This is a genomic window from Streptomyces sp. NPDC059852 (assembly GCF_042731455.1).
Lineage (GTDB): Bacteria > Actinomycetota > Actinomycetes > Streptomycetales > Streptomycetaceae > Streptomyces.
Genome location: NZ_JBHWJK010000010.1, coordinates 228861 through 247376 on the forward strand (window position 1 = coordinate 228861; position 18516 = coordinate 247376).

Annotated in this window: 16 protein-coding genes; 11 read left to right on the plus strand and 5 right to left on the minus strand. The window is 73.1% G+C overall.

Features of this window, described 5'->3' with window-relative positions; all coding sequences use genetic code 11:
- Together disA and radA are read right to left on the minus strand one after the other, a co-directional pair.
- A complete protein-coding gene (gene disA, locus ACFV46_RS16160) occupies window positions 1-1125 on the minus strand; it encodes a DNA integrity scanning diadenylate cyclase DisA (RefSeq protein WP_361931363.1) in 1125 nt (374 codons plus the stop codon).
- Between the two features lie 81 nt (window positions 1126-1206).
- Window positions 1207-2616: a DNA repair protein RadA gene (radA, locus tag ACFV46_RS16165; protein WP_385498611.1), complete on the minus strand. Its 1410-nt coding sequence runs from the start codon at window positions 2614-2616 to the stop codon at window positions 1207-1209.
- 207 nt (window positions 2617-2823) lie between these two features.
- On the opposite strand from radA, the gene ACFV46_RS16170 reads away from it, so the two are divergent.
- Window positions 2824-4569: a hypothetical protein gene (locus ACFV46_RS16170; protein WP_385498613.1), complete on the plus strand. Its 1746-nt coding sequence runs from the start codon at window positions 2824-2826 to the stop codon at window positions 4567-4569.
- Between the two features lie 16 nt (window positions 4570-4585).
- Here ACFV46_RS16170 and ACFV46_RS16175 read toward each other — a convergent pair whose 3' ends face one another.
- On the minus strand, window positions 4586-5443 hold the full coding sequence (locus tag ACFV46_RS16175) for a hypothetical protein (protein WP_376729262.1): 858 nt from the start codon (window positions 5441-5443) through the stop codon (window positions 4586-4588).
- Window positions 5444-5517: 74 nt separating this feature from the next.
- Here ACFV46_RS16175 and ACFV46_RS16180 point away from each other — a divergent pair, with 74 nt between their 5' ends.
- The 4 genes from ACFV46_RS16180 to ilvD all read left to right on the plus strand — a co-directional run bounded on the left by ACFV46_RS16180 (window position 5518) and on the right by ilvD (window position 10102).
- On the plus strand, window positions 5518-6447 hold the full coding sequence (locus tag ACFV46_RS16180; RefSeq protein WP_361931352.1) for a Ppx/GppA phosphatase family protein: 930 nt from the start codon (window positions 5518-5520) through the stop codon (window positions 6445-6447).
- 222 nt (window positions 6448-6669) lie between these two features.
- A complete protein-coding gene (locus tag ACFV46_RS16185) occupies window positions 6670-7494 on the plus strand; it encodes a sugar phosphate isomerase/epimerase (protein WP_283287321.1) in 825 nt (274 codons plus the stop codon).
- Window positions 7491-8117 (plus strand): TetR family transcriptional regulator, encoded by a 627-nt coding sequence (locus ACFV46_RS16190; RefSeq protein ID WP_385498615.1) that lies wholly within the window; start codon window positions 7491-7493, stop codon window positions 8115-8117. Before ACFV46_RS16185 ends, ACFV46_RS16190 begins: the two co-directional genes overlap by 4 nt.
- Before the next feature lie 131 nt (window positions 8118-8248).
- The gene (gene ilvD, locus ACFV46_RS16195) at window positions 8249-10102 is read left to right on the plus strand and encodes a dihydroxy-acid dehydratase (RefSeq protein ID WP_361931348.1); all 1854 of its coding nucleotides are present in this window, start codon (window positions 8249-8251) and stop codon (window positions 10100-10102) included.
- Between the two features lie 68 nt (window positions 10103-10170).
- On the opposite strand, the gene ACFV46_RS16200 is transcribed toward ilvD, so the two are convergent.
- The gene (locus tag ACFV46_RS16200) at window positions 10171-12288 is read right to left on the minus strand and encodes a serine/threonine-protein kinase (RefSeq protein ID WP_385498616.1); all 2118 of its coding nucleotides are present in this window, start codon (window positions 12286-12288) and stop codon (window positions 10171-10173) included.
- 181 nt (window positions 12289-12469) lie between these two features.
- Between ACFV46_RS16200 and ACFV46_RS16205 the strand changes: the two genes are divergently transcribed.
- The 6 genes from ACFV46_RS16205 to proC all read left to right on the plus strand — a co-directional run bounded on the left by ACFV46_RS16205 (window position 12470) and on the right by proC (window position 16847).
- Window positions 12470-12793 (plus strand): SH3 domain-containing protein, encoded by a 324-nt coding sequence (locus tag ACFV46_RS16205; protein WP_376729265.1) that lies wholly within the window; start codon window positions 12470-12472, stop codon window positions 12791-12793.
- Window positions 12794-12834: 41 nt separating this feature from the next.
- Window positions 12835-13338, plus strand: coding sequence for an EamA/RhaT family transporter (locus tag ACFV46_RS16210; RefSeq protein WP_361931340.1), 504 nt, complete (start codon window positions 12835-12837; stop codon window positions 13336-13338).
- A 126-nt stretch (window positions 13339-13464) separates the two neighbouring features.
- Window positions 13465-14256, plus strand: a complete 792-nt coding sequence (locus ACFV46_RS16215) for a class I SAM-dependent methyltransferase (protein WP_385498617.1) — start codon at window positions 13465-13467, stop codon at window positions 14254-14256.
- Between the two features lie 73 nt (window positions 14257-14329).
- Window positions 14330-15142, plus strand: coding sequence for an ABC transporter ATP-binding protein (locus tag ACFV46_RS16220; protein WP_385498618.1), 813 nt, complete (start codon window positions 14330-14332; stop codon window positions 15140-15142).
- On the plus strand, window positions 15139-15930 hold the full coding sequence (locus ACFV46_RS16225; protein ID WP_385498620.1) for an ABC transporter permease: 792 nt from the start codon (window positions 15139-15141) through the stop codon (window positions 15928-15930). The genes ACFV46_RS16220 and ACFV46_RS16225 overlap by 4 nt, the downstream gene beginning before the upstream one ends.
- A 107-nt stretch (window positions 15931-16037) precedes the next feature.
- Complete coding sequence (gene proC / locus ACFV46_RS16230; RefSeq protein WP_385498621.1) at window positions 16038-16847, plus strand: pyrroline-5-carboxylate reductase; 810 nt, start codon at window positions 16038-16040, stop codon at window positions 16845-16847.
- Between the two features lie 33 nt (window positions 16848-16880).
- Here the strand turns inward: proC and trpS are convergent, their stop codons facing one another.
- The gene (trpS, locus tag ACFV46_RS16235) at window positions 16881-17921 is read right to left on the minus strand and encodes a tryptophan--tRNA ligase (protein ID WP_385498622.1); all 1041 of its coding nucleotides are present in this window, start codon (window positions 17919-17921) and stop codon (window positions 16881-16883) included.
- Between the last annotated feature and the right edge of the window lie 595 nt (window positions 17922-18516).

Below are 18516 nucleotides of genomic sequence, written 5' to 3' on the forward strand. Positions count from 1 at the left end.
CTAGACGTACCGCTCCAGGATCGAGCTCTCCGCCAGGCGGGACAGGCCCTCGCGGACGCTGCGGGCGCGGGCCTCGCCGACGCCGTCCACGGTCTGGAGGTCGTCGACGCTGGCGGCCAGCAGCTTCTGCAGGCCGCCGAAGTGCTCCACCAGCCGGTCGATGATGGCACCCGGCAGCCTCGGCACCTTGGCCAGCAGCCGGAAGCCGCGCGGCGAGACGCCCGAGTCCAGCGCCTCCGGGGAGCCGGTGTAACCCAACGCCTTGGCGACCGTGGGCATTTCGAGGAGCTCCGCGTGGGACAGGGCGTCCAGCTCGTACAGCGCCTCGTCGACCGTGCGGGAGCGCTTGGCGGTGGGCTCGGGGACGTAGTCGCGCACCACGAGCTCGCGCTCGGGCTCCACACCGGCGATCAACTCGTCCAGCTGGAGCGCCAGGAGCCGTCCGTCGGTGCCCAGCTCCACCACGTACTCGGCGATCTCCGTCGCGATGCGCCGGACCATCTCCAGACGCTGGGCGACCGCCGAGACGTCCCGGACCGTCACCAGGTCCTCGATCTCCAGCGCCGACAGCGTGCCCGCGACCTCGTCCAGACGGAGCTTGTAGCGCTCCAGGGTCGCCAGCGCCTGGTTGGCGCGGGACAGGATCGCCGCCGAGTCCTCCAGGACGCGGCGCTGACCGTCCACGTACAGCGCGATCAGCCGCATCGACTGCGAGACCGAGACGACGGGGAAGCCGACCTGCTTGCTGACCCGGTCCGCCGTGCGGTGCCGGGTGCCCGTCTCCTCCGTGGGGATCGTCGGGTCCGGGACCAGCTGGACGCCGGCCCGCAGGATCTTCGACAGGTCCGACGAGAGCACGATGCCGCCGTCGAGCTTGCACAGCTCACGCAGCCGCGTCGCCGTGAACTCGACGTCCAGGACGAATCCGCCCGTGCACATCGCCTCGACGGTCCTGTCGGAGCCGAGGACGATGAGTCCGCCGGTGTTGCCGCGGAGGATCCGCTCCAGGCCGTCGCGCAGCGCCGTGCCCGGTGCCACGGCGCTCAGTGAGGCGCGCATCAGGCCATCGGCACCGGAGCTCCCGCCGGCCTTTCCGGGAGCTGCTGCCCGGTCGTTGGCTGCCACTGCACTCCTCCGGTCGCAGGTTCCAAGGCGCTCCCGTTTCGCACATTCGGTTCGTACGGACGGGCGAGACCTGGGCAAAGTCTACCGGCGGTCCTCGCCGTCCCGTGGGGCCTCTCGCCGACGCGAGCGCGGAAGGACCCTGAGGGCGTCCCCCATGTCGGCCACTTCCAGCACCTTCATGCCCGACGGGACCTTCCCCGGGTCGCCCGGGACGAGGGCGTGCGTGAAGCCCAGACGGTGGGCCTCGGTCAGTCTGCGCTGCACGCCCGTGACCCGTCTGACCTCGCCCGCGAGGCCCACCTCGCCGATCGCGACGAGATTCTTGGGGAGAGGTGTGTCACTCGCGGCGGAGGCCAGCGCCAGGGCCACCGCGAGATCGGCCGCGGGCTCCGAGAGCTTCACCCCGCCGACCGTCGCCGTGTAGATGTCCCGCTTGCCGAGCGCGCTGATCCGGCCGCGCTGCTCCAGCACGGCCAGCATCATCGACACCCGCGAGGTCTCCAGCCCGGACGTCGTCCGCCGGGGGGAGGGGATCTGGGAGTCGACGGTGAGCGCCTGGACCTCGGCGACCAGGGGGCGGCGGCCTTCGAGCGTGACCGTCAGGCAGGTGCCCGGCACCGGCTCGTCACGGCGGGTCAGGAAGAGGCCGCTCGGATCGGTCAGGCCCGTGATGCCCTCGTCGTGCAGCTCGAAGCAGCCGACCTCGTCCGTCGCCCCGTAGCGGTTCTTGACGCCCCGGACGAGCCGCAGGCGCGCGTGCCGGTCGCCCTCGAAGTGCAGCACCACGTCGACCAGGTGCTCCAGCAGGCGGGGACCGGCGATGGCGCCGTCCTTGGTGACGTGTCCCACGAGCAGCGTGGACATGCCGCGCTCCTTGGAGGCGCGGATCAGGGCTCCGGCCACCTCGCGGACCTGGGCCATGCCGCCGGGGGCGCCGTCGATCTCCGGGGAGGCCACCGTCTGCACGGAGTCGAGGATGAGCAGGGACGGCTTCACCGCGTCCAAATGCCCGAGCACGGCCGACAGATCGGTCTCGGCCGCGAGGTACAGATGGTCGTCGAGGGCGCCGATGCGGTCGGCGCGCAGCCGCACCTGGCTCGCGGACTCCTCGCCCGTGACATAGAGGGTGCGGTGCTCGTCGCTCGCGGACTTGGCGGCGACGTCCAGCAGCAGCGTGGACTTGCCGACGCCGGGCTCGCCCGCGAGGAGGACGACCGCGCCGGGCACCAGGCCGCCGCCGAGGACCCGGTCCAGCTCGGGCACGCCGGTGCTGCGGGCGGTCGCCGTACGGCCGTCGACCTGGCCGATCGGCAGGGCGGAGCTGGTGACCCGGCCGGGGGCCGTGGTGCGGACCGCGGGCGCGCCGTACTCCTCGACCGTCCCCCACGCCTGGCACTCGGGGCAGCGGCCGAGCCACTTGGCCGTCTGCCAGCCGCACTCGGTGCAGCGGTAGGACGGGCGGTCCTTGGTGGACTTGGTACGGGCAGCCATGCGAAGAACCGTAGCCGAGGCCACTGACAGCGCCCCCGCCGCGGACCGGCCCGGCAGGGGGCTCGGCGCGCGTCCGGCATGCGTTCGGCATGTACGGGACATGGAAACCGGGGCTTCTGTACCCCATTGAGGGATCGTTTCACCCGTACGGATTAAATGTGCTCAAGCAGGGAGAAGGCGCCGGCGCCGGCCGCCTACGGTCCCCCAATGACGAGCAGCAGTCCGGAGACCCCGACCCGCACCACCGGCGCGCACAGGGCGCATCGGGAAGCGCGTGATCGTGCGGCGGCGCGAACGGTGGCGCAGCACCCGCCCGCGCGCTACGAGCCGTATCTGGACGGGCTGTTCACCTACTGCCTGTCCGTGCTGTGCGACCACGACGCCGCGACCGCCGCCCTCGCCGACGTCCTCGCGCTCGCCGAGCGCCGCGGGCAGCGGATGCCGGCCGGCCCCGCCGACCGCCGGCCCTGGCTGTACGCGCTGGCCCGCTGGGCGTGCCTGCGCAAGCTGGCCGAGGCCAAGCAGAAACGTCAGGGCAGCCACGCGGCGGGCCGGCACGGCGCCCACCGGGGGACGACCGGACCCGAGCCGGGCCCGTCCGTCCCCGAGGACGTCCAGGAGCAGCGGCGCCGCGAACTCGCCCGGCTGGCCTGGCCGGAGGCCGCCGGCACCACCCCGGAGCAGCGCGAGGCCCTCGAACTCGCCGTGCGCCACCACCTCGCCGCCCATGAGGTCGCCGCCGTCCTCGGCCTCGGTCTCGCCGCCGCACGCGAGCTGCTCGCCTCCGCCGCCTGCGAGGTGGAACGCACCCGCGCGGCCCTCGCCGTCGTCGAGACCGGCACCTGCCCGGGCGTCGCCCGGCTCACCGGCGACCAGCAGCTCGTCCTCGGCACCGCCCTGCGCCGTGAGCTCGTCCGGCACGTCGACGACTGCCCGCGCTGCCGACGCACGGCCGAGCGCGCCGTCCCCGGCCGGTGGCCCGGTGCCGCCGTCACCCCCGCGGAGCTGCCCATCCTGCCCGCCCCGCGCGCGGCCCTGCACAGGGCGCTCGCGCACTCCCCCCGCGCGCGGGGAGCCGTGTCGCCCCGCTTCGACCGGCGTGGCTTCCCGATGGACCCGAAGGACCGCGCCGCCCGCCGGGACCGGCTGCGCGCGCGTGCCGTCACCACGACCGTCGTCGCCACCGTCGTCGCCGCCCCGGTCCTCGCCCTGTGGGCGGCCTACCGGGGCACCCCGACCGGCGAGTCCGCCGACGGGCACTCGGCCACCGCCGGCGCGGCGCACGGCCCCGGTGCCCTCGACGGGCAGGGCGCGGACGGCGGCTACGAGAACGCCGGCAACGCCAGCCCCCGCCAGGACGACCGCTTCGCCGGACGCGACGACGATCCGGACGTCTCCGTGGAGGTCGTCAGCGTCGGCGGCACCGGCGGGAAGAGCGCCGCCCGGCTGGAGGTGTCGGCGTCGACCAGCGGCGACACCACGCTGGTCACGCTCCGGGCGACGGGCCGCGCACCGGTGCGCTGGTCCGCGAGCACCTCCGCGCCCTGGCTCTATCTGAGCCGGTCGTCGGGGACGCTCGCGCCCGGCGAGTCGGCCACGGTCAAGGTGTTCGTCGACCACCTGCGCGAGCCGTCCGGGTTCTGGAGCGGGCGTCTGGCGATCTCACCCGCCGGGACCCTGGTCACCATCCAGGGCTACGGCACCGCGCCGACGCCCTCGGACCCCGGCCGGCCGACCGGCCCCGGGACGCCCAGCGATCCGCCGCCGTCGTCGTCCGGTCCCGATCCGACGCCCAGCACGCCGGCACCGACCGACCCGACGCCCGGTGAGCCCGGCACCGAGCCGCCTCCCTCGACGGACCCGTCCACGCCCGGCCCGACGGACCCGTCCGGCCCGGCGGACTCCGCGCCGCCGTCCGACGGGAGCGGCGAGCCGAGCCCGTCGGACTCGTAGGGCGGTGTCCTGCCGATCAGGCGATCGGGTCCGCCGGGTGCGGGGCCACCAGCGGCAGCTGCGAGGCCAGCCGCTCCTCGCACAGCTCGACCAGGCGGTCGTAGCCCTCCTTGCCCATCAGCTCGATCAGCTCGGGCCGGTAGGACACGTAGACCGGCTCGCCCGCGCCGTGCGCCGAGGTCGCCGAGGTGCACCACCAGTGCAGGTCGTGGCCGCCGGGGCCCCAGCCGCGGCGGTCGTACTCGCCGATCGAGATCTGCAGCACACGCGTGTCGTCGGGCCGGTCGATCCAGTCGTAGGTGCGCCGGACCGGAAGCTGCCAGCAGACGTCCGGCTTGGTCTCCAGCGGCTCGCGGCCCTCCCGCAGGGCGAGGATGTGCAGCGAGCAGCCCGCGCCGCCGGGGAAGCCGGGGCGGTTCTGGAAGATGCACGAACCGTTGAAGGGGCGCGTCTGGCGGTCGCCGTCCTCGTCCTCGGACACCCAGCCGTTGCGTGTGCCCTCGTCGTGGTGCTGCCAGATGTCCGGAGTGAGTCGCGCCACATGCTCCGCGACGCGCTTCTCGTCGTCCTCGTCGGAGAAGTGCGCGCCCAGCGTGCAGCACCCGTCGTCCGCGCGGCCCGCCTGGATGCCCTGGCAGCCGCTGCCGAAGATGCAGTTCCAGCGAGAGGTCAGCCATGTCAGATCGCAGCGGAAGACCTGCTCGTCGTCCGCCGGATCAGGGAACTCCACCCACGCGCGTGCGAAGTCGAGCCCCTTCTCGTCCGCTTCCGGGGCCTTCCTGGGACGCTTCGCCACCGCGGCTGCCTTCGCCTGCGAAGAAACCCTGGCTGATTTGGCCGTCTTGTCGTCCTTCGCCTTTTTCGTCTTTGGCACGGGTCCAGGGTACGGCGTGCGCACCTGCGGATTCGAGGACGGAGCGGCGCCCGGCGGGCAGTAGCGTGCCGTACATGAGACTCGGTGTCCTCGACGTGGGTTCCAACACGGTGCATCTGCTGGTGGTGGACGCGCATCCCGGCGCGCGCCCGCTGCCCGCGCACTCGCACAAGGAAGAGCTGCGCCTCGCCCAACTCCTCGACGACGAGGGCGCCATCGGCACCGAGGGCGTCGACCGTCTGGTGGGCGTGATCCACGAGGCGCTCCAGGCCGCCGAGGACAAGGGGGTCGAGGAGGTCCTGCCCTTCGCCACCTCCGCCGTGCGCGAGGCGGTCAACGCCGACGAGGTCCTCGCGCGCGTGAAGGACGAGACCGGGGTCGAGCTCCAGGTCCTCGCCGGGGACGAGGAGGCCCGGCTGACCTTCCTGGCCGCCCGGCGCTGGTTCGGCTGGTCGGCCGGGAAACTGCTCGTGCTGGACATCGGCGGCGGCTCCCTGGAGATCGCGTACGGCATCGACGAGGAACCGGACGCCGCGGTGTCCCTGCCCCTGGGCGCGGGCCGTCTCACCGCGGGCTGGCTGCCGGGCGACCCGCCGGACCCGGAGGACATACGCGCGCTGCGGCGCCACGCGCGGGCCGAGATCGCCCGTACCGTCGGCGAGTTCAGCCGGTTCGGGGCGCCCGACCACGTCGTCGCCACGTCCAAGACGTTCCGCCAGCTGGCCCGGATCGCCGGTGCCGCCCGGTCCGCGGAGGGCCTGTACGTGCAGCGCGAGCTGAAGCGGGAGTCCCTGGAGGCGTGGGTCCCGCGGCTGGCCGGGATGACCGCCGCCCAGCGCGCGGAGCTGCCCGGTGTCTCCGACGGCCGCGCGGGACAGCTGCTCGCCGGGGCCCTGGTCGCCGAGGGCGCCATGGACCTGTTCGGCGTGGAGACGCTGGAGATCTGCCCCTGGGCCCTGCGCGAGGGAGTCATCCTGCGCAAGCTGGACCACATGACTCCCTGACGGCCGTGCGGGCGGGCCCTCGGCGGCGCCCGGCTCCGCCGCACGCGCCCCGGCGGTCCACCGCACCACCCGCGTGAAGCCCACCACACCCCGGCCGGGGCCCGGACCGCCGCCCGGCTCGCAAATGCCCTGTTCGCACAGGTGGCCGGTTGTGTACGACGGCGCCGGGCACATGGTCATCCCGTTCCCGCGGGCCGCGGGAGTCCCCGTACGCTGTCCCTCGTGGCAGATCCAGTGGTGCGCATCCCGGATGCGAAGGTCGCCCTGTCGACGGCCTCGGTCTATCCGGAGTCGACGGCGACGGCCTTCGAGATCGCCGCGCGCCTCGGGTACGACGGTGTCGAGGTCATGGTGTGGACCGACCCGGTCAGCCAGGACCTGGAGGCGCTGCGCCGGCTCAGCGACTACCACCGCATCCCCATCCTGGCCGTCCACGCCCCCTGCCTGCTGATCACCCAGCGTGTGTGGTCCACCGACCCGTGGACCAAGCTGCAGCGTGCCCAGGCCGCCGCCGAGAAGCTGGGGGCCGGCACGGTCGTCGTGCACCCGCCGTTCCGCTGGCAGCGCCAGTACGCCCGGGACTTCGTCGAGGGCATCTGGCGCATGGCGAACGAGACGGACGTGCGTTTCGCCGTCGAGAACATGTACCCCTGGCGCTACCGCGACCGCGAGATGCTGGCCTACGCCCCCGACTGGGACGTCACCCGCGACGACTACCGGCACTTCACGATCGACCTCAGCCACACGGCGACCGCCCGCTGCGACGCGCTCCAGATGGTCGACCGCATGGGCGACCGGCTCGGGCACGTCCACCTCGCCGACGGCCGGGGCTCCGCGAAGGACGAGCACCTCGTCCCCGGCCGCGGCACCCAGCCCTGCGCGGAGGTGCTGGAGCGTCTCGCCCAGACCGGCTTCGACGGGCACGTCGTCATCGAGGTCAACACGCGGCGCGCCATGTCCGGCGCCGAACGGGAGGCCGACCTCGCGGAGGCCCTCGCCTTCACCCGGCTCCACCTGGCGTCCGCGGTGAAGGTGCCCCGGCCGTGACCGGCCCCGGACCGGCCCCGGGCGGGCCGGGCGCGCGACGCCGCGGCCGTCCCCCGCGCACCGAGTCCGCCGGCACCCGTGAGCGCATCCTGGACGCGGCCCGCGAGGAGTTCTCCGAGCGGGGCTACGAGAAGACGTCGGTGCGCGGCATCGCCAAGGCCGCCGGGGTCGACTCGGCCCTCGTCCACCACTACTTCGGCACCAAGGAACAGGTCTTCGAGGCGGCCGTCGAGGTCGCCCTCGTCCCCGCCCTGAAGGCGCGCGACGCCGTCCTCGCGGCACCGCTGGACGACGTCGGCGAGCGGATGACCCGTTTCCTGTTCGGGCTCTGGGAGAACCCGGCGACCCGTAAGCCGCTGCTCGCGATCGTCCGGTCCGCGGTGACCAACGAGGTCGCGGCCACCGTGTTCCGCCGCCTCGTCGCCAGTCAGCTGCTGCGCCGGATCGCCGGGGAGATCGACGCGCCGGACGCGGAGCTGCGCGCCGAGCTGGCCGCCGCGCAGCTCGTGGGGATCGCGATGATGCGGTACGTCATCAAGATCGAGCCGATCGCCTCGGCCGACCTGGAGCGGATCGTCGCGCGGGTGGCCCCCGTCGTGCAGGGGCATCTCACCGGCCCCTGAGGCCCGCCCCGGAGGCGGTCGCCGACCCGTCCGCGAGACATCCGTCCCGCATCGCGGACACCTCGTCCCGCCCACTGGATGAGCGGCGTACGCTCATTAGCAGCCCTATCTGTCTGAAGGAGCGAGCGACGATGCCCGAGCTGAGGTCCCGCACAGTCACCCACGGCCGCAACATGGCGGGCGCCCGCGCCCTTATGCGCGCCTCCGGTGTACCCGGTGCGGACATCGGCCGGAAGCCGATCATCGCCGTGGCGAACTCCTTCACCGAGTTCGTGCCCGGCCACACCCACCTCCAGCCCGTCGGACGGATCGTCTCCGACGCCATCCGCGAGGCGGGCGGCATCCCGCGCGAGTTCAACACGATCGCCGTCGACGACGGCATCGCCATGGGTCACGGCGGCATGCTCTACTCCCTGCCCTCGCGCGACCTCATCGCGGACAGCGTGGAGTACATGGTCGAGGCGCACTGCGCCGACGCCCTGATCTGCATCTCCAACTGCGACAAGATCACCCCGGGCATGCTGATGGCCGCGCTGCGCCTCAACATCCCGACGGTGTTCGTCTCCGGCGGCCCCATGGAGTCCGGCCGCGCCACGCTCGTCGACGGCACGGTCCGCACCCTCGACCTGGTCGACGCGATCTCCGACGCCGTGAACGACAAGATCTCGGACGAGGACATCCTCCGTATCGAGGAGAACGCCTGTCCGACCTGCGGGTCCTGTTCCGGTATGTTCACCGCCAACTCGATGAACTGCCTCACCGAGGCCATCGGCCTCTCCCTGCCGGGCAACGGCTCGGTCCTCGCCACGCACACGGCCCGCAAGGGCCTGTACGAGGACGCCGCCCGCACCGTCATGGACATCACCCGCCGCTACTACGAGCAGGACGACGAGACGGTCCTGCCGCGCAACGTCGCCACCTTCGCGGCGTTCGAGAACGCCATGGCGCTCGACATCGCGATGGGCGGCTCCACCAACACGATCCTGCACCTGCTGGCCGCCGCCCAGGAGGCGGGCGTCCCGTTCGGCCTGGAGGAGATCGACGCCGTCTCGCGCCGCGTCCCCTGCCTGGCCAAGGTCGCCCCGAACGTCGCCAAGGACCGCACGTACTACATGGAGGACGTGCACCGCGCCGGCGGCATCCCCGCCCTGCTGGGCGAGCTGCACCGCGGCGGCCTGCTGAACGAGGACGTCCACGCCGTCCACAGCCCGTCGCTGTCCGACTGGCTGAAGACGTGGGACGTGCGCGGCGGCTCGCCCTCGCCGGAGGCCGTCGAGCTGTGGCACGCGGCCCCCGGCTGCGTCCGCTCGGCCGAGGCGTTCTCCCAGTCGGAGCGCTGGGCGGCCCTCGACGAGGACGCGGAGGGCGGCTGCATCCGCAGCGTCGAGCACGCCTACTCCAAGGACGGCGGCCTCGCGGTCCTCAAGGGCAACCTCGCCGTCGACGGCTGTGTCGTGAAGACCGCGGGCGTGGACGAGTCCATCTGGACCTTCGAGGGCCCGGCCGTCGTCTGCGAGTCGCAGGAGGAGGCCGTCGAGAAGATCCTCAACAAGCAGGTCACCGACGGGGACGTCGTCGTCATCCGCTACGAGGGCCCCAAGGGCGGCCCCGGTATGCAGGAGATGCTGTACCCGACGTCCTTCCTCAAGGGCCGCGGCCTGGGCAAGACCTGCGCGCTGATCACCGACGGCCGCTTCTCCGGCGGTACCTCGGGCCTGTCCATCGGCCACGCCTCCCCGGAGGCCGCGTCCGGCGGCACCATCGCCCTCGTCGAGGACGGCGACCGCATCCGCATCGACATCCCGAACCGCACGATCGACCTGCTCGTCGACGACGCGGAGCTCACCCGCCGCGAGCAGGCGCTGAACGGCGCGTACGCGCCGAAGAACCGCGACCGCAAGGTCTCGGCGGCCCTGCGCGCCTACGCGGCGATGGCCACCAGCGCCGACAAGGGCGCGGTGCGCGACGTCTCGAAGCTGGGCTGACCCGCTCGGTCAGGAAGCGAAGGGGCCGTCTCCTCGGAAGGCGGCCCCTTCGCCGTGCGCGGACCGGCTCACCAGGTGCCGGGCGAGCGCGCGTCGACGGCGAAGACCGTGCCGTCCGGGGCGGTGGCGTGGACCCGCCCGCCGCCCAGCGCGGGCGCGGGCAGATCCGCGGTGGCCGCCGCCGCGTCCGGGTTCAGCCGGGGGTCCGTCTGGCCGGCGAGCCGCCCCTCGGCCGCGTCCACCGCGAGCAGCCGCCCGTCGGCCGCGCTCAGGTAGACGTGCCGGCCGTCCGAGACCGGTGCCGAGCCCTGGCTGACGCCGGTCTGCACCGACCATCGCTGCCGGCCCGCGCGCAGATCGACGGCGACCAGGGACCCGCCCGCCCCCAGCAGGTAGACGGTCCCGTCGCGGACCCCGGCCTGCGCCTGGCCCAGCGACTCCGACAGGGCCACGCGCCGCGTCGCGCCGGACGCCGGGCTGTAGCGGACGACAGCCGTCACCTCGCCGTAGGCTCCGCCGCCCACGACGAGGAAGACCTCGCCGTCGGTGGCGCCCACGGGCACCACCGTGCCGTCGAACGGCGCGTCCCAGCGCACCGTGCCGTCCTCCGGGTCGATGGACCGCACGCGCGTACGGGTGCCGTCGGCCGACGTACGCGCGGTGAAGAGCCAGGGATTCCCCGGGAACGACAGGGCCTGTGCGTCACCCAGCCCCGGTATCCGCCGCTCCCAGCGGGTCCTGCCGGTCGCGCTGTCGACGCCCCGCGCCCCGCCGTCCGCCGAGATCAGCACCAGCATGTCGCCCGCGAACCGGAATCCGCGGTACGCCGACACGTCCAGCTCCCACCGGCGCTCACCGGACGCGGGGTCGAGCGCCTCCAGCCGCCGGCCCCCGTGGGTCAGCACGTGCGCGAGCCCACCCGAGACCTCGGGCGCACGGCCCGCCACGCCCCCCTCGGCCGGCTCGTACCGCCACAGCACCCGGCCGTCCGCCGGGTCGAGCGCGCTGACCAGCCCCGGCTGCGCACACAGCAGCCGCCGGTCCTCCTGAGCGCACCGCGGCAGACCGCCGTCCTTCGGTGACGGCTCCACGGCCCAGGCCGGGACCGCCGACGCTGCGGCGGGCTTCCCCCCCTCTGCTTCCCGCTTCGGCCCGTCCCCGTCCCCCGGCCACAGCACGGCACCCGCGGCGACGCCCAGCGCCACCACGGCGGCCGCCGTCACCAGGGCCACCCGCCCCCGCCTCCCCGTCCGGGGCCGGCGCGGGCCGGTGAAGCCGCGCTTCGGCCGCTGCTCCGGCTCGGGGTCCCCCTCCTCGCTCGTGCGCTGCGCCGGTATGAACGCCTGCGTGTCGTACGACGCCGCCACGGACCGCAGTTCCCGCATCAGCTCGTCCGGGGTGGGCCGGTCCTCGGGCTCCTTGGCGAGACAGCGCAGCACGAGCGGCGCCAGGTCCTCCGGCAGCCCGGTCAGATCCGGCTCGTCATGGACGACCTGGTACGCGACGACGTACGGGCTGTCCGAGTCGAACGGCCCCCGCCCTGTCGCCGCGTGCACCAGCACCGAGCCGAGCGCGAAGACGTCCGCGGCGGGACCGACCTCCCGGGGCCGCCGGAACTGCTCCGGGGCCATGAACGGCGGTGTGCCGATCAACTTGCCCGTCTCGGTCCGCAGTTCGCTGTCCTTTGGCCGAGAGATGCCGAAGTCGATGACCTTCGGCCCGTCGTCGGCGAGCAGGACGTTGCTCGGTTTGAGATCGCGGTGCACGACGCCGACCCGGTGGATGTCCCGCAGCGCCTCCGCCAGCCCGGCCATCAGCCGCCGCAGCTGCGCGGGGTCCATCGGACCGTTCCGCTTCACATGGCCGGAGAGCGTCGGACCGGGGATGAACAGCGTGGCCATCCACGGCCGTCCGGCCTCCGGATCGGCGTCCACCACCGGTGCCGTGAAGGCCCCGCTGACCTTGCGCGCCGCCCCGACCTCCTGCCGAAAACGGCCCCTGAACTCGGGGTCCTTCGCGAACTCGGCATGCACGACCTTGACGGCGACCTGCATGCCCGAGGTGCTCCTGGCCAGGTGGACGACACCCATGCCCCCGGAACCGAGGTGCGACTCCAGGCGGTAGGGACCGGCGTACTCGTGAAGTTCCGCTTCCGCGCCCGCCGCGATGTTGTGCCGTGACGCCATGGGACCACCCCCGTGCTGTTCGTCCACGCGCGCGACGCACGGAGCCTAGTCGATGAGGCGTGCGGGACAGAGGAGGCTTGCTAGTGTGCGCGTTCGATGTGTGGACGCCTGTTTCGTGGCGTGATTTGGGGGAATCAACGGGGCCCCACGATCGTCGTGGGCTCCAACGGGGGGAGTACCTATGTCTATTGACCGTGCCGACGTGACGGACCGCGGCGAGGACGACGCCGTCACCACGCTCGCCGCCGCCGCGGCCGTGGCCACCTTCCCGGTGGCGCCGGGCGTGCGCCTCAACGTCCGCAGCGGACCGGGCACCAGCTACCCGATCGTCAAGGTCCTGCCCGAGGGCGCGCGGGTCGCGATCTACTGCCAGCGGCCCGGCACCAGCGTGACCGGCCCCTACGGCACCTCGTCCATCTGGGACAACATCGCCAACGGCGAGTACGTCTCGGACGCCTACATCCAGACCGGCAGCGACGGCTACATCCGCCCGCGCTGCTCGTAGCGGGGCACGGCCCGCGGGCGGGCCGGGGCGATAATCGACGCGTGAGCGACACGAACGGCACCCCGGCCACCCCCGCGGGCTCCTCGGGCCCCCGCCCCGAGCCCCTGCGCTTCTTCGGCACGACCTGGGTCGACCACGACCACGGCTACGCGCTCCGCCGGGCCGGCGTGGCCGTCGGCTCCCTGGCCGCCGCGGCCGCCGCCTGCCTCGTGCTGCGCTTCGCCTACGAGGGGATCGCGATCGCCGGCAGCGGCAGCTTCGTGACCCTGCTGGTCGTGGTGATGTTCGCGGTCTGCAGCGCGCTCGCGTTCCGCCACACCTGGGACGGCTTCACCAAGCGCCCCGACCCGGACCGCCAGGCGAGCCTGCGCGGCCTGCTCACGATCGGTTTCGTCGGCTCCCTCCTCGCCTACTTCTTCCGCTCCCTCGTCGAGGCCCCAGGCGAGAAGCTGCACCGCCAGGAGTACGAGACCGCCCGCAAACGGCACGAGTCCCGCACCACCCGCCGCACCGGCAACCCGTCCAAGCGCAAGCGCCGCACCTGAGGTGAAGCGCAAGCGCCGCACTTGAGGCGCCCGCGCCGCCACGCCCCCACACTCACACCCGGCCGCGGTCGCCGTTGCATCCCCGGCCGTCCTGCCCCCGGCCCATCACCAGAGGACCATGGCCGTATGACGGCCCCCTCGCACGCAGCCCGCGCCCACTCCTTCAACTCCGCCGCCGCCCAGTACGCGGCGAACCGCCCCTCCTACCCATCCGCCCTCTTCGACGCGGTCGAGGAACTCGCGGGACGGCCCCTGACCGGCGCGCGGGTCGTCGACGTGGGCGCCGGCACCGGGATCGCCACGGCCCTGCTGCGCGAGCGCGGCGCCGACGTGCTGGCGGTGGAGCCCGGCGACGGCATGGCGGCCCAGTTCCGCCACAGCCACCCCGGCATCCCGCTCGTGCGGGGCAACGGCGACGCCCTTCCCCTGGCCACCTCCTCCGCCGACTTCCTCACCTACGCCCAGGCCTGGCACTGGACCGACCCCGCCCGCTCGGTGCCGGAGGCGCTGCGGGTGCTGCGCCCCGGCGGCGCGCTGGCCCTCTGGTGGAACATCACCCCGCTCGACATCCCCTGGCACGTCGCGCAGGCGGTCCGCATCGAGCGCCGCTTCGGCCTCGACTCCGGCGGCCCCGCCCCCGCGGTCGCGCAGCAGGGCCGGGGCGACCGGGCCGCCCAGGCCGACCCCACCGGCCGCCTCGCCTTCACCTCCCGCAGGGTCCGCTGGAGCCGGCGCGTCCCCGTCGACACCCACCTCGCCAACCTCGGCAGCCACTCGGTCTTCCTGGTCCACGGCATCGAGGCGAGCACCGCCTTCTTCGACGAGGAGAGGCGCCACCTCCTCGACGCCTTCCCGGACGGGACGGTCGAGGAGACCTACGACGTGGACCTGATCGTCGCCCTCACCCCGGCGCCCTAGGCGGAGGTGCCCGAGCAGCGGGAGCCCGCAGGGCGCTTGACGCTCCCGGCCCGGCGCGAGCATTATTCATCGCATGATGAATTACGACGCCGTCCGCACCGACCCTCCCGACGGCACCCCCGAGGAGCCCGCCGTCCGGGCCGACTCCCTCAACGTGGTCCGAGGCACCCGCCAGGTCCTGCGGGACCTCGCCTTCGCCGTCCCGCGCGGGCAGATCACCGGCCTGCTCGGCCCCTCCGGCTGCGGCAAGACCACCCTCATGCGGGCCGTCGTCGGCACCCAGGCCAAGGTCACCGGCACCCTGGACGTCCTCGGCCACCCCGCCGGACACCCCTCCCTGCGCACCCGCATCGGCTACGTCACCCAAGCCCCCTCCGTCTACGACGACCTGACGGTCCGCCAGAACCTCGACTACTTCGCGGCGATCCTCGACCCCGGCCGCTCCGCCGCCGACCGGCGCGCCGAGCACGTCACCCGCGCCATCGCCGACGTCGACCTCACCAGCCACGCCGACGCCCTGGCCGGCGCCCTCTCCGGCGGACAGCGCAGCCGCGTCTCCCTGGCCGTCGCCCTCCTCGGCGCCCCCGAGCTCCTCGTCCTGGACGAACCGACCGTCGGCCTCGACCCCGTCCTGCGCCGCGACCTCTGGGCCCTCTTCCACGACATCGCCGCCTCCCGCGGCGCCACCCTCCTCATCTCCTCCCACGTCATGGACGAGGCCGAGCGCTGCCACCGCCTCCTCCTCATGCGCGAGGGCCGCGTCCTCGCCGACGACACCCCCGAAGCCCTCCGCGCCCGTACGGACTCCGAGACCGTCGAAGCGGCCTTCCTGCACCTGGTCGACGAGGCGGCCGCCGCCGCCCGCGCGAAGGAGACCACCCGATGAGCACGACCGCCAGCACACCCACCCCGCTCCGCCCCACCCGCACCGGCGCCCTCAGCCCCGCCCGCACCCTCGCCACCGCGGCCCGCGTCCTGCGCCAGCTCCGCCACGACCCGAGGACCATCGCCCTGATGCTCCTCATCCCCTGCGTGATGCTCTTCCTGCTGCGCTACGTCTTCGACGGCAGCCCGCGCACCTTCGACACCATCGGCGCCTCCCTCCTCGGGATCTTCCCGCTGATCACGATGTTCCTGGTCACCTCCATCGCCACCCTGCGCGAACGCACCTCGGGCACCCTCGAACGCCTCCTCGCCCTGCCGCTGGGCAAAGGCGACCTCATCGCCGGCTACGCCCTCGCCTTCGGCGCCCTCGCGATCGTCCAGTCCGCGCTCGCCACCGGACTCGCCCTGTGGTTCCTCGACCTCGACGTCACCGGCAGCCCCTGGCTGCTCCTGCTCGTCGCCCTGCTCGACGCCCTCCTCGGCACCGCCCTCGGCCTCTTCGTGTCGGCGTTCGCCGCCTCCGAGTTCCAGGCCGTCCAGTTCATGCCGGCCGTGATCTTCCCCCAACTCCTCCTCTGCGGACTCTTCACTCCCCGCGACGCCATGCACCCCGCCCTCGAAGCCCTCTCCGACGTCCTCCCCATGTCCTACGCCGTCGACGGCATGAACGAAGTGCTCAAGCACACCGACATGACGGCCACCTTCGTCCGCGACGCCCTGATCGTCGCCGGCTGCGCCCTCCTCGTCCTCGGCCTGGGCGCGGCGACCCTGCGCCGCCGGACGGCCTGACCGCCCGCGCCCCCACGCGTCCCGCCCACCGGACACGCCACCGCGCACCCCGCCCTCCGGTGCGAGGATGAACCCGGACGACGCAACCCCCGGAGGGCACCCCAGCCATGACCCAGAAAGTCGCAGTCCTCGGCACCGGAAAGATCGGCGAAGCCCTGCTCAGCGGAATGATCCGCGGCGGCTGGACCCCGGCCGACCTCCTGGTCACGGCCCGCCGCCCGGAGCGCGCCGAGGAACTCCGCTCCCGCCACGGAGTCACCCCGGTCAGCAACGCGGAAGCCGCCAAGTCGGCCGACACCCTGATCCTCACCGTCAAGCCGCAGGACATGGGCACCCTCCTCGACGAACTCGCCCCGCACATCCCCGCCGACCGCCTGGTCATCAGCGGCGCGGCGGGCATCCCCACCTCCTTCTTCGAGTCCCGCCTGGCCGCCGGCACCCCGGTGGTCCGCGTCATGACGAACACCCCGGCCCTCGTGGACGAGGCCATGTCCGTCATCTCCGGGGGAAGCCACGCCGACGAGGCCCACCTCGCCCACGCCGAGGAGATCTTCGGCGCCGTCGGCAAGACGCTCCGCGTGCCGGAGTCCCAGCAGGACGCCTGCACCGCGCTCTCCGGCTCCGGCCCGGCCTACTTCTTCTACCTGGTCGAAGCCATGACGGACGCCGGCATCCTGCTCGGCCTGCCCCGCGACAAGGCCCACGACCTCATCGTCCAGTCCGCGATCGGCGCCGCGACGATGCTCCGCGACAGCGGCGAGCACCCGGTCAAGCTCCGCGAGAACGTGACGTCCCCCGCCGGCACCACCATCAACGCCATCCGCGAACTGGAGAACCACGGCGTACGAGCAGCCCTCATCGCCGCCCTCGAGGCCGCCCGCGACCGCAGCCGCGAACTGGCCTCCGGCAACAGCTGACCCCCGGGGCCGCCCGACACCGGGCGGCCCCGACTACACGGTCACCCCGATATCAGCGACGGCCGCACCGTCCACCGCTGCCGCCGGCAGCAGGCCGATCGCCCGATACGCGGCATCGACGGTCGGCCGGGCCATCGCCCTCGCGCGCTCCGCACCATCCCGCAGCACCCCCTCCACATGGCCAGGATCCGAGCACAGCTCCCTGTGCCTCTCCTGCACGGGCCTCAGAGCCTCGACCACGGCGTCCGCGGTGTCCCTCTTCAAAGCCCCGTACGTTTCATATACACCGCTCAGCTCCGATGGGTTCCCACCCGTGCACGCCGCGAGGATCTCCAGCAGGTTCGCCACCCCCGGCCGCGCCTCCGCGTCGTACACGACATCCCGCCCGCTGTCGGTGACGGCCCGCATGATCTTCCTGCGCACCACGTCCGGCTCGTCGAGCAGATAGACGATCCCCGGACCCGAGTCATCGCTCTTGCCCATCTTCGACGCCGGGTCCTGAAGGTTCATGACCCGGGCCGCGACCTGCGGCGGCGTGGCCCGCGGCACCACGAACGTGTGCCCGTACCGCTGGTTGAACCGCACCGCGATGTCCCGCGCGAGCTCCACGTGCTGCGTCTGGTCGTCCCCGACCGGCACCTGGTCGGTCCCGTACGCCAGGATGTCCGCCGCCATCAGCACGGGATACGTCAGCAGGGACAGCCGTACGCTCCCGCCGCGCACCCGCTCCCGCGCCGCCTTCTCCTTGTACTGGATCATCCGCCGCATCTCGCCGTCCGTGGCGACGCACTCCAGCAGGTACGACAGCCGCGCGTGCTCGTCCACGTGGCTCTGCACGAAGACCGTGCACAGCCGGGGGTCCAGCCCCGACGCGAGCAACAGCGTCGCCGCCTGCCGACTGAGTCTGCGCACCCGCGCCGGATCGTGGTCCACGGTCAGCGCGTGCAGATCCACGATGCAGAACAGGGCGTCTGACTTGTGCTGGTCCACGGCGGCCCACCGCCGCATCGCGCCCAGATAGTTCCCCAGCGTCAGGTGCCCGGTCGGCTTGATCCCGCTGAAGACCCGCGTCATCTCTCCACCTCCTGGTCGAGGCCGCCGTCCCGGCCGGCCGACCCTCGGAACCTCAGGAGGGAGAAACAAGAACGGCCGCCGAGGCGGCGGCCGTGTGTGCGCACATGACATCGGCCGCCGTCAGGCGGCCCACCAGAACTGGCTGTACGTGCGCGTCGTCATGTCGCACAGCGTACGCCCCCAGGGTGCCGACCGCAGCGAAGTTGACACGCCCCGGGCCCATCCGTAGTGTTCTCCGAGTTGTCCGACGTGAGCGCCGACCCCGGTCGGTCCCCGGACAGCCACTCCGCAAGTACCAACCACTCTTCGATGACAGTCGTTCGGCTGCCGTCGTGGCATTGGCGCGCGTATTTACGGAATGAGGAATCCGCGTTCGAAAGGGCGCCGGCTCCCGATTAGATCGGGAGCCAGGAATCCGCTAAAGTCTCACTCGTCGGAACGGCCCAACGGCCGGGAGGACGAACCCCGCTGACTGGGGATCAGGACCGAAAAGGATCTGGTAAAGTCGGAACCGCCGGAAAGGGAAACGCGGAAGCGGGAACCTGGAAAGCACCGAGGAAATCGGATCGGAAAGATCTGATAGAGTCGGAAACGC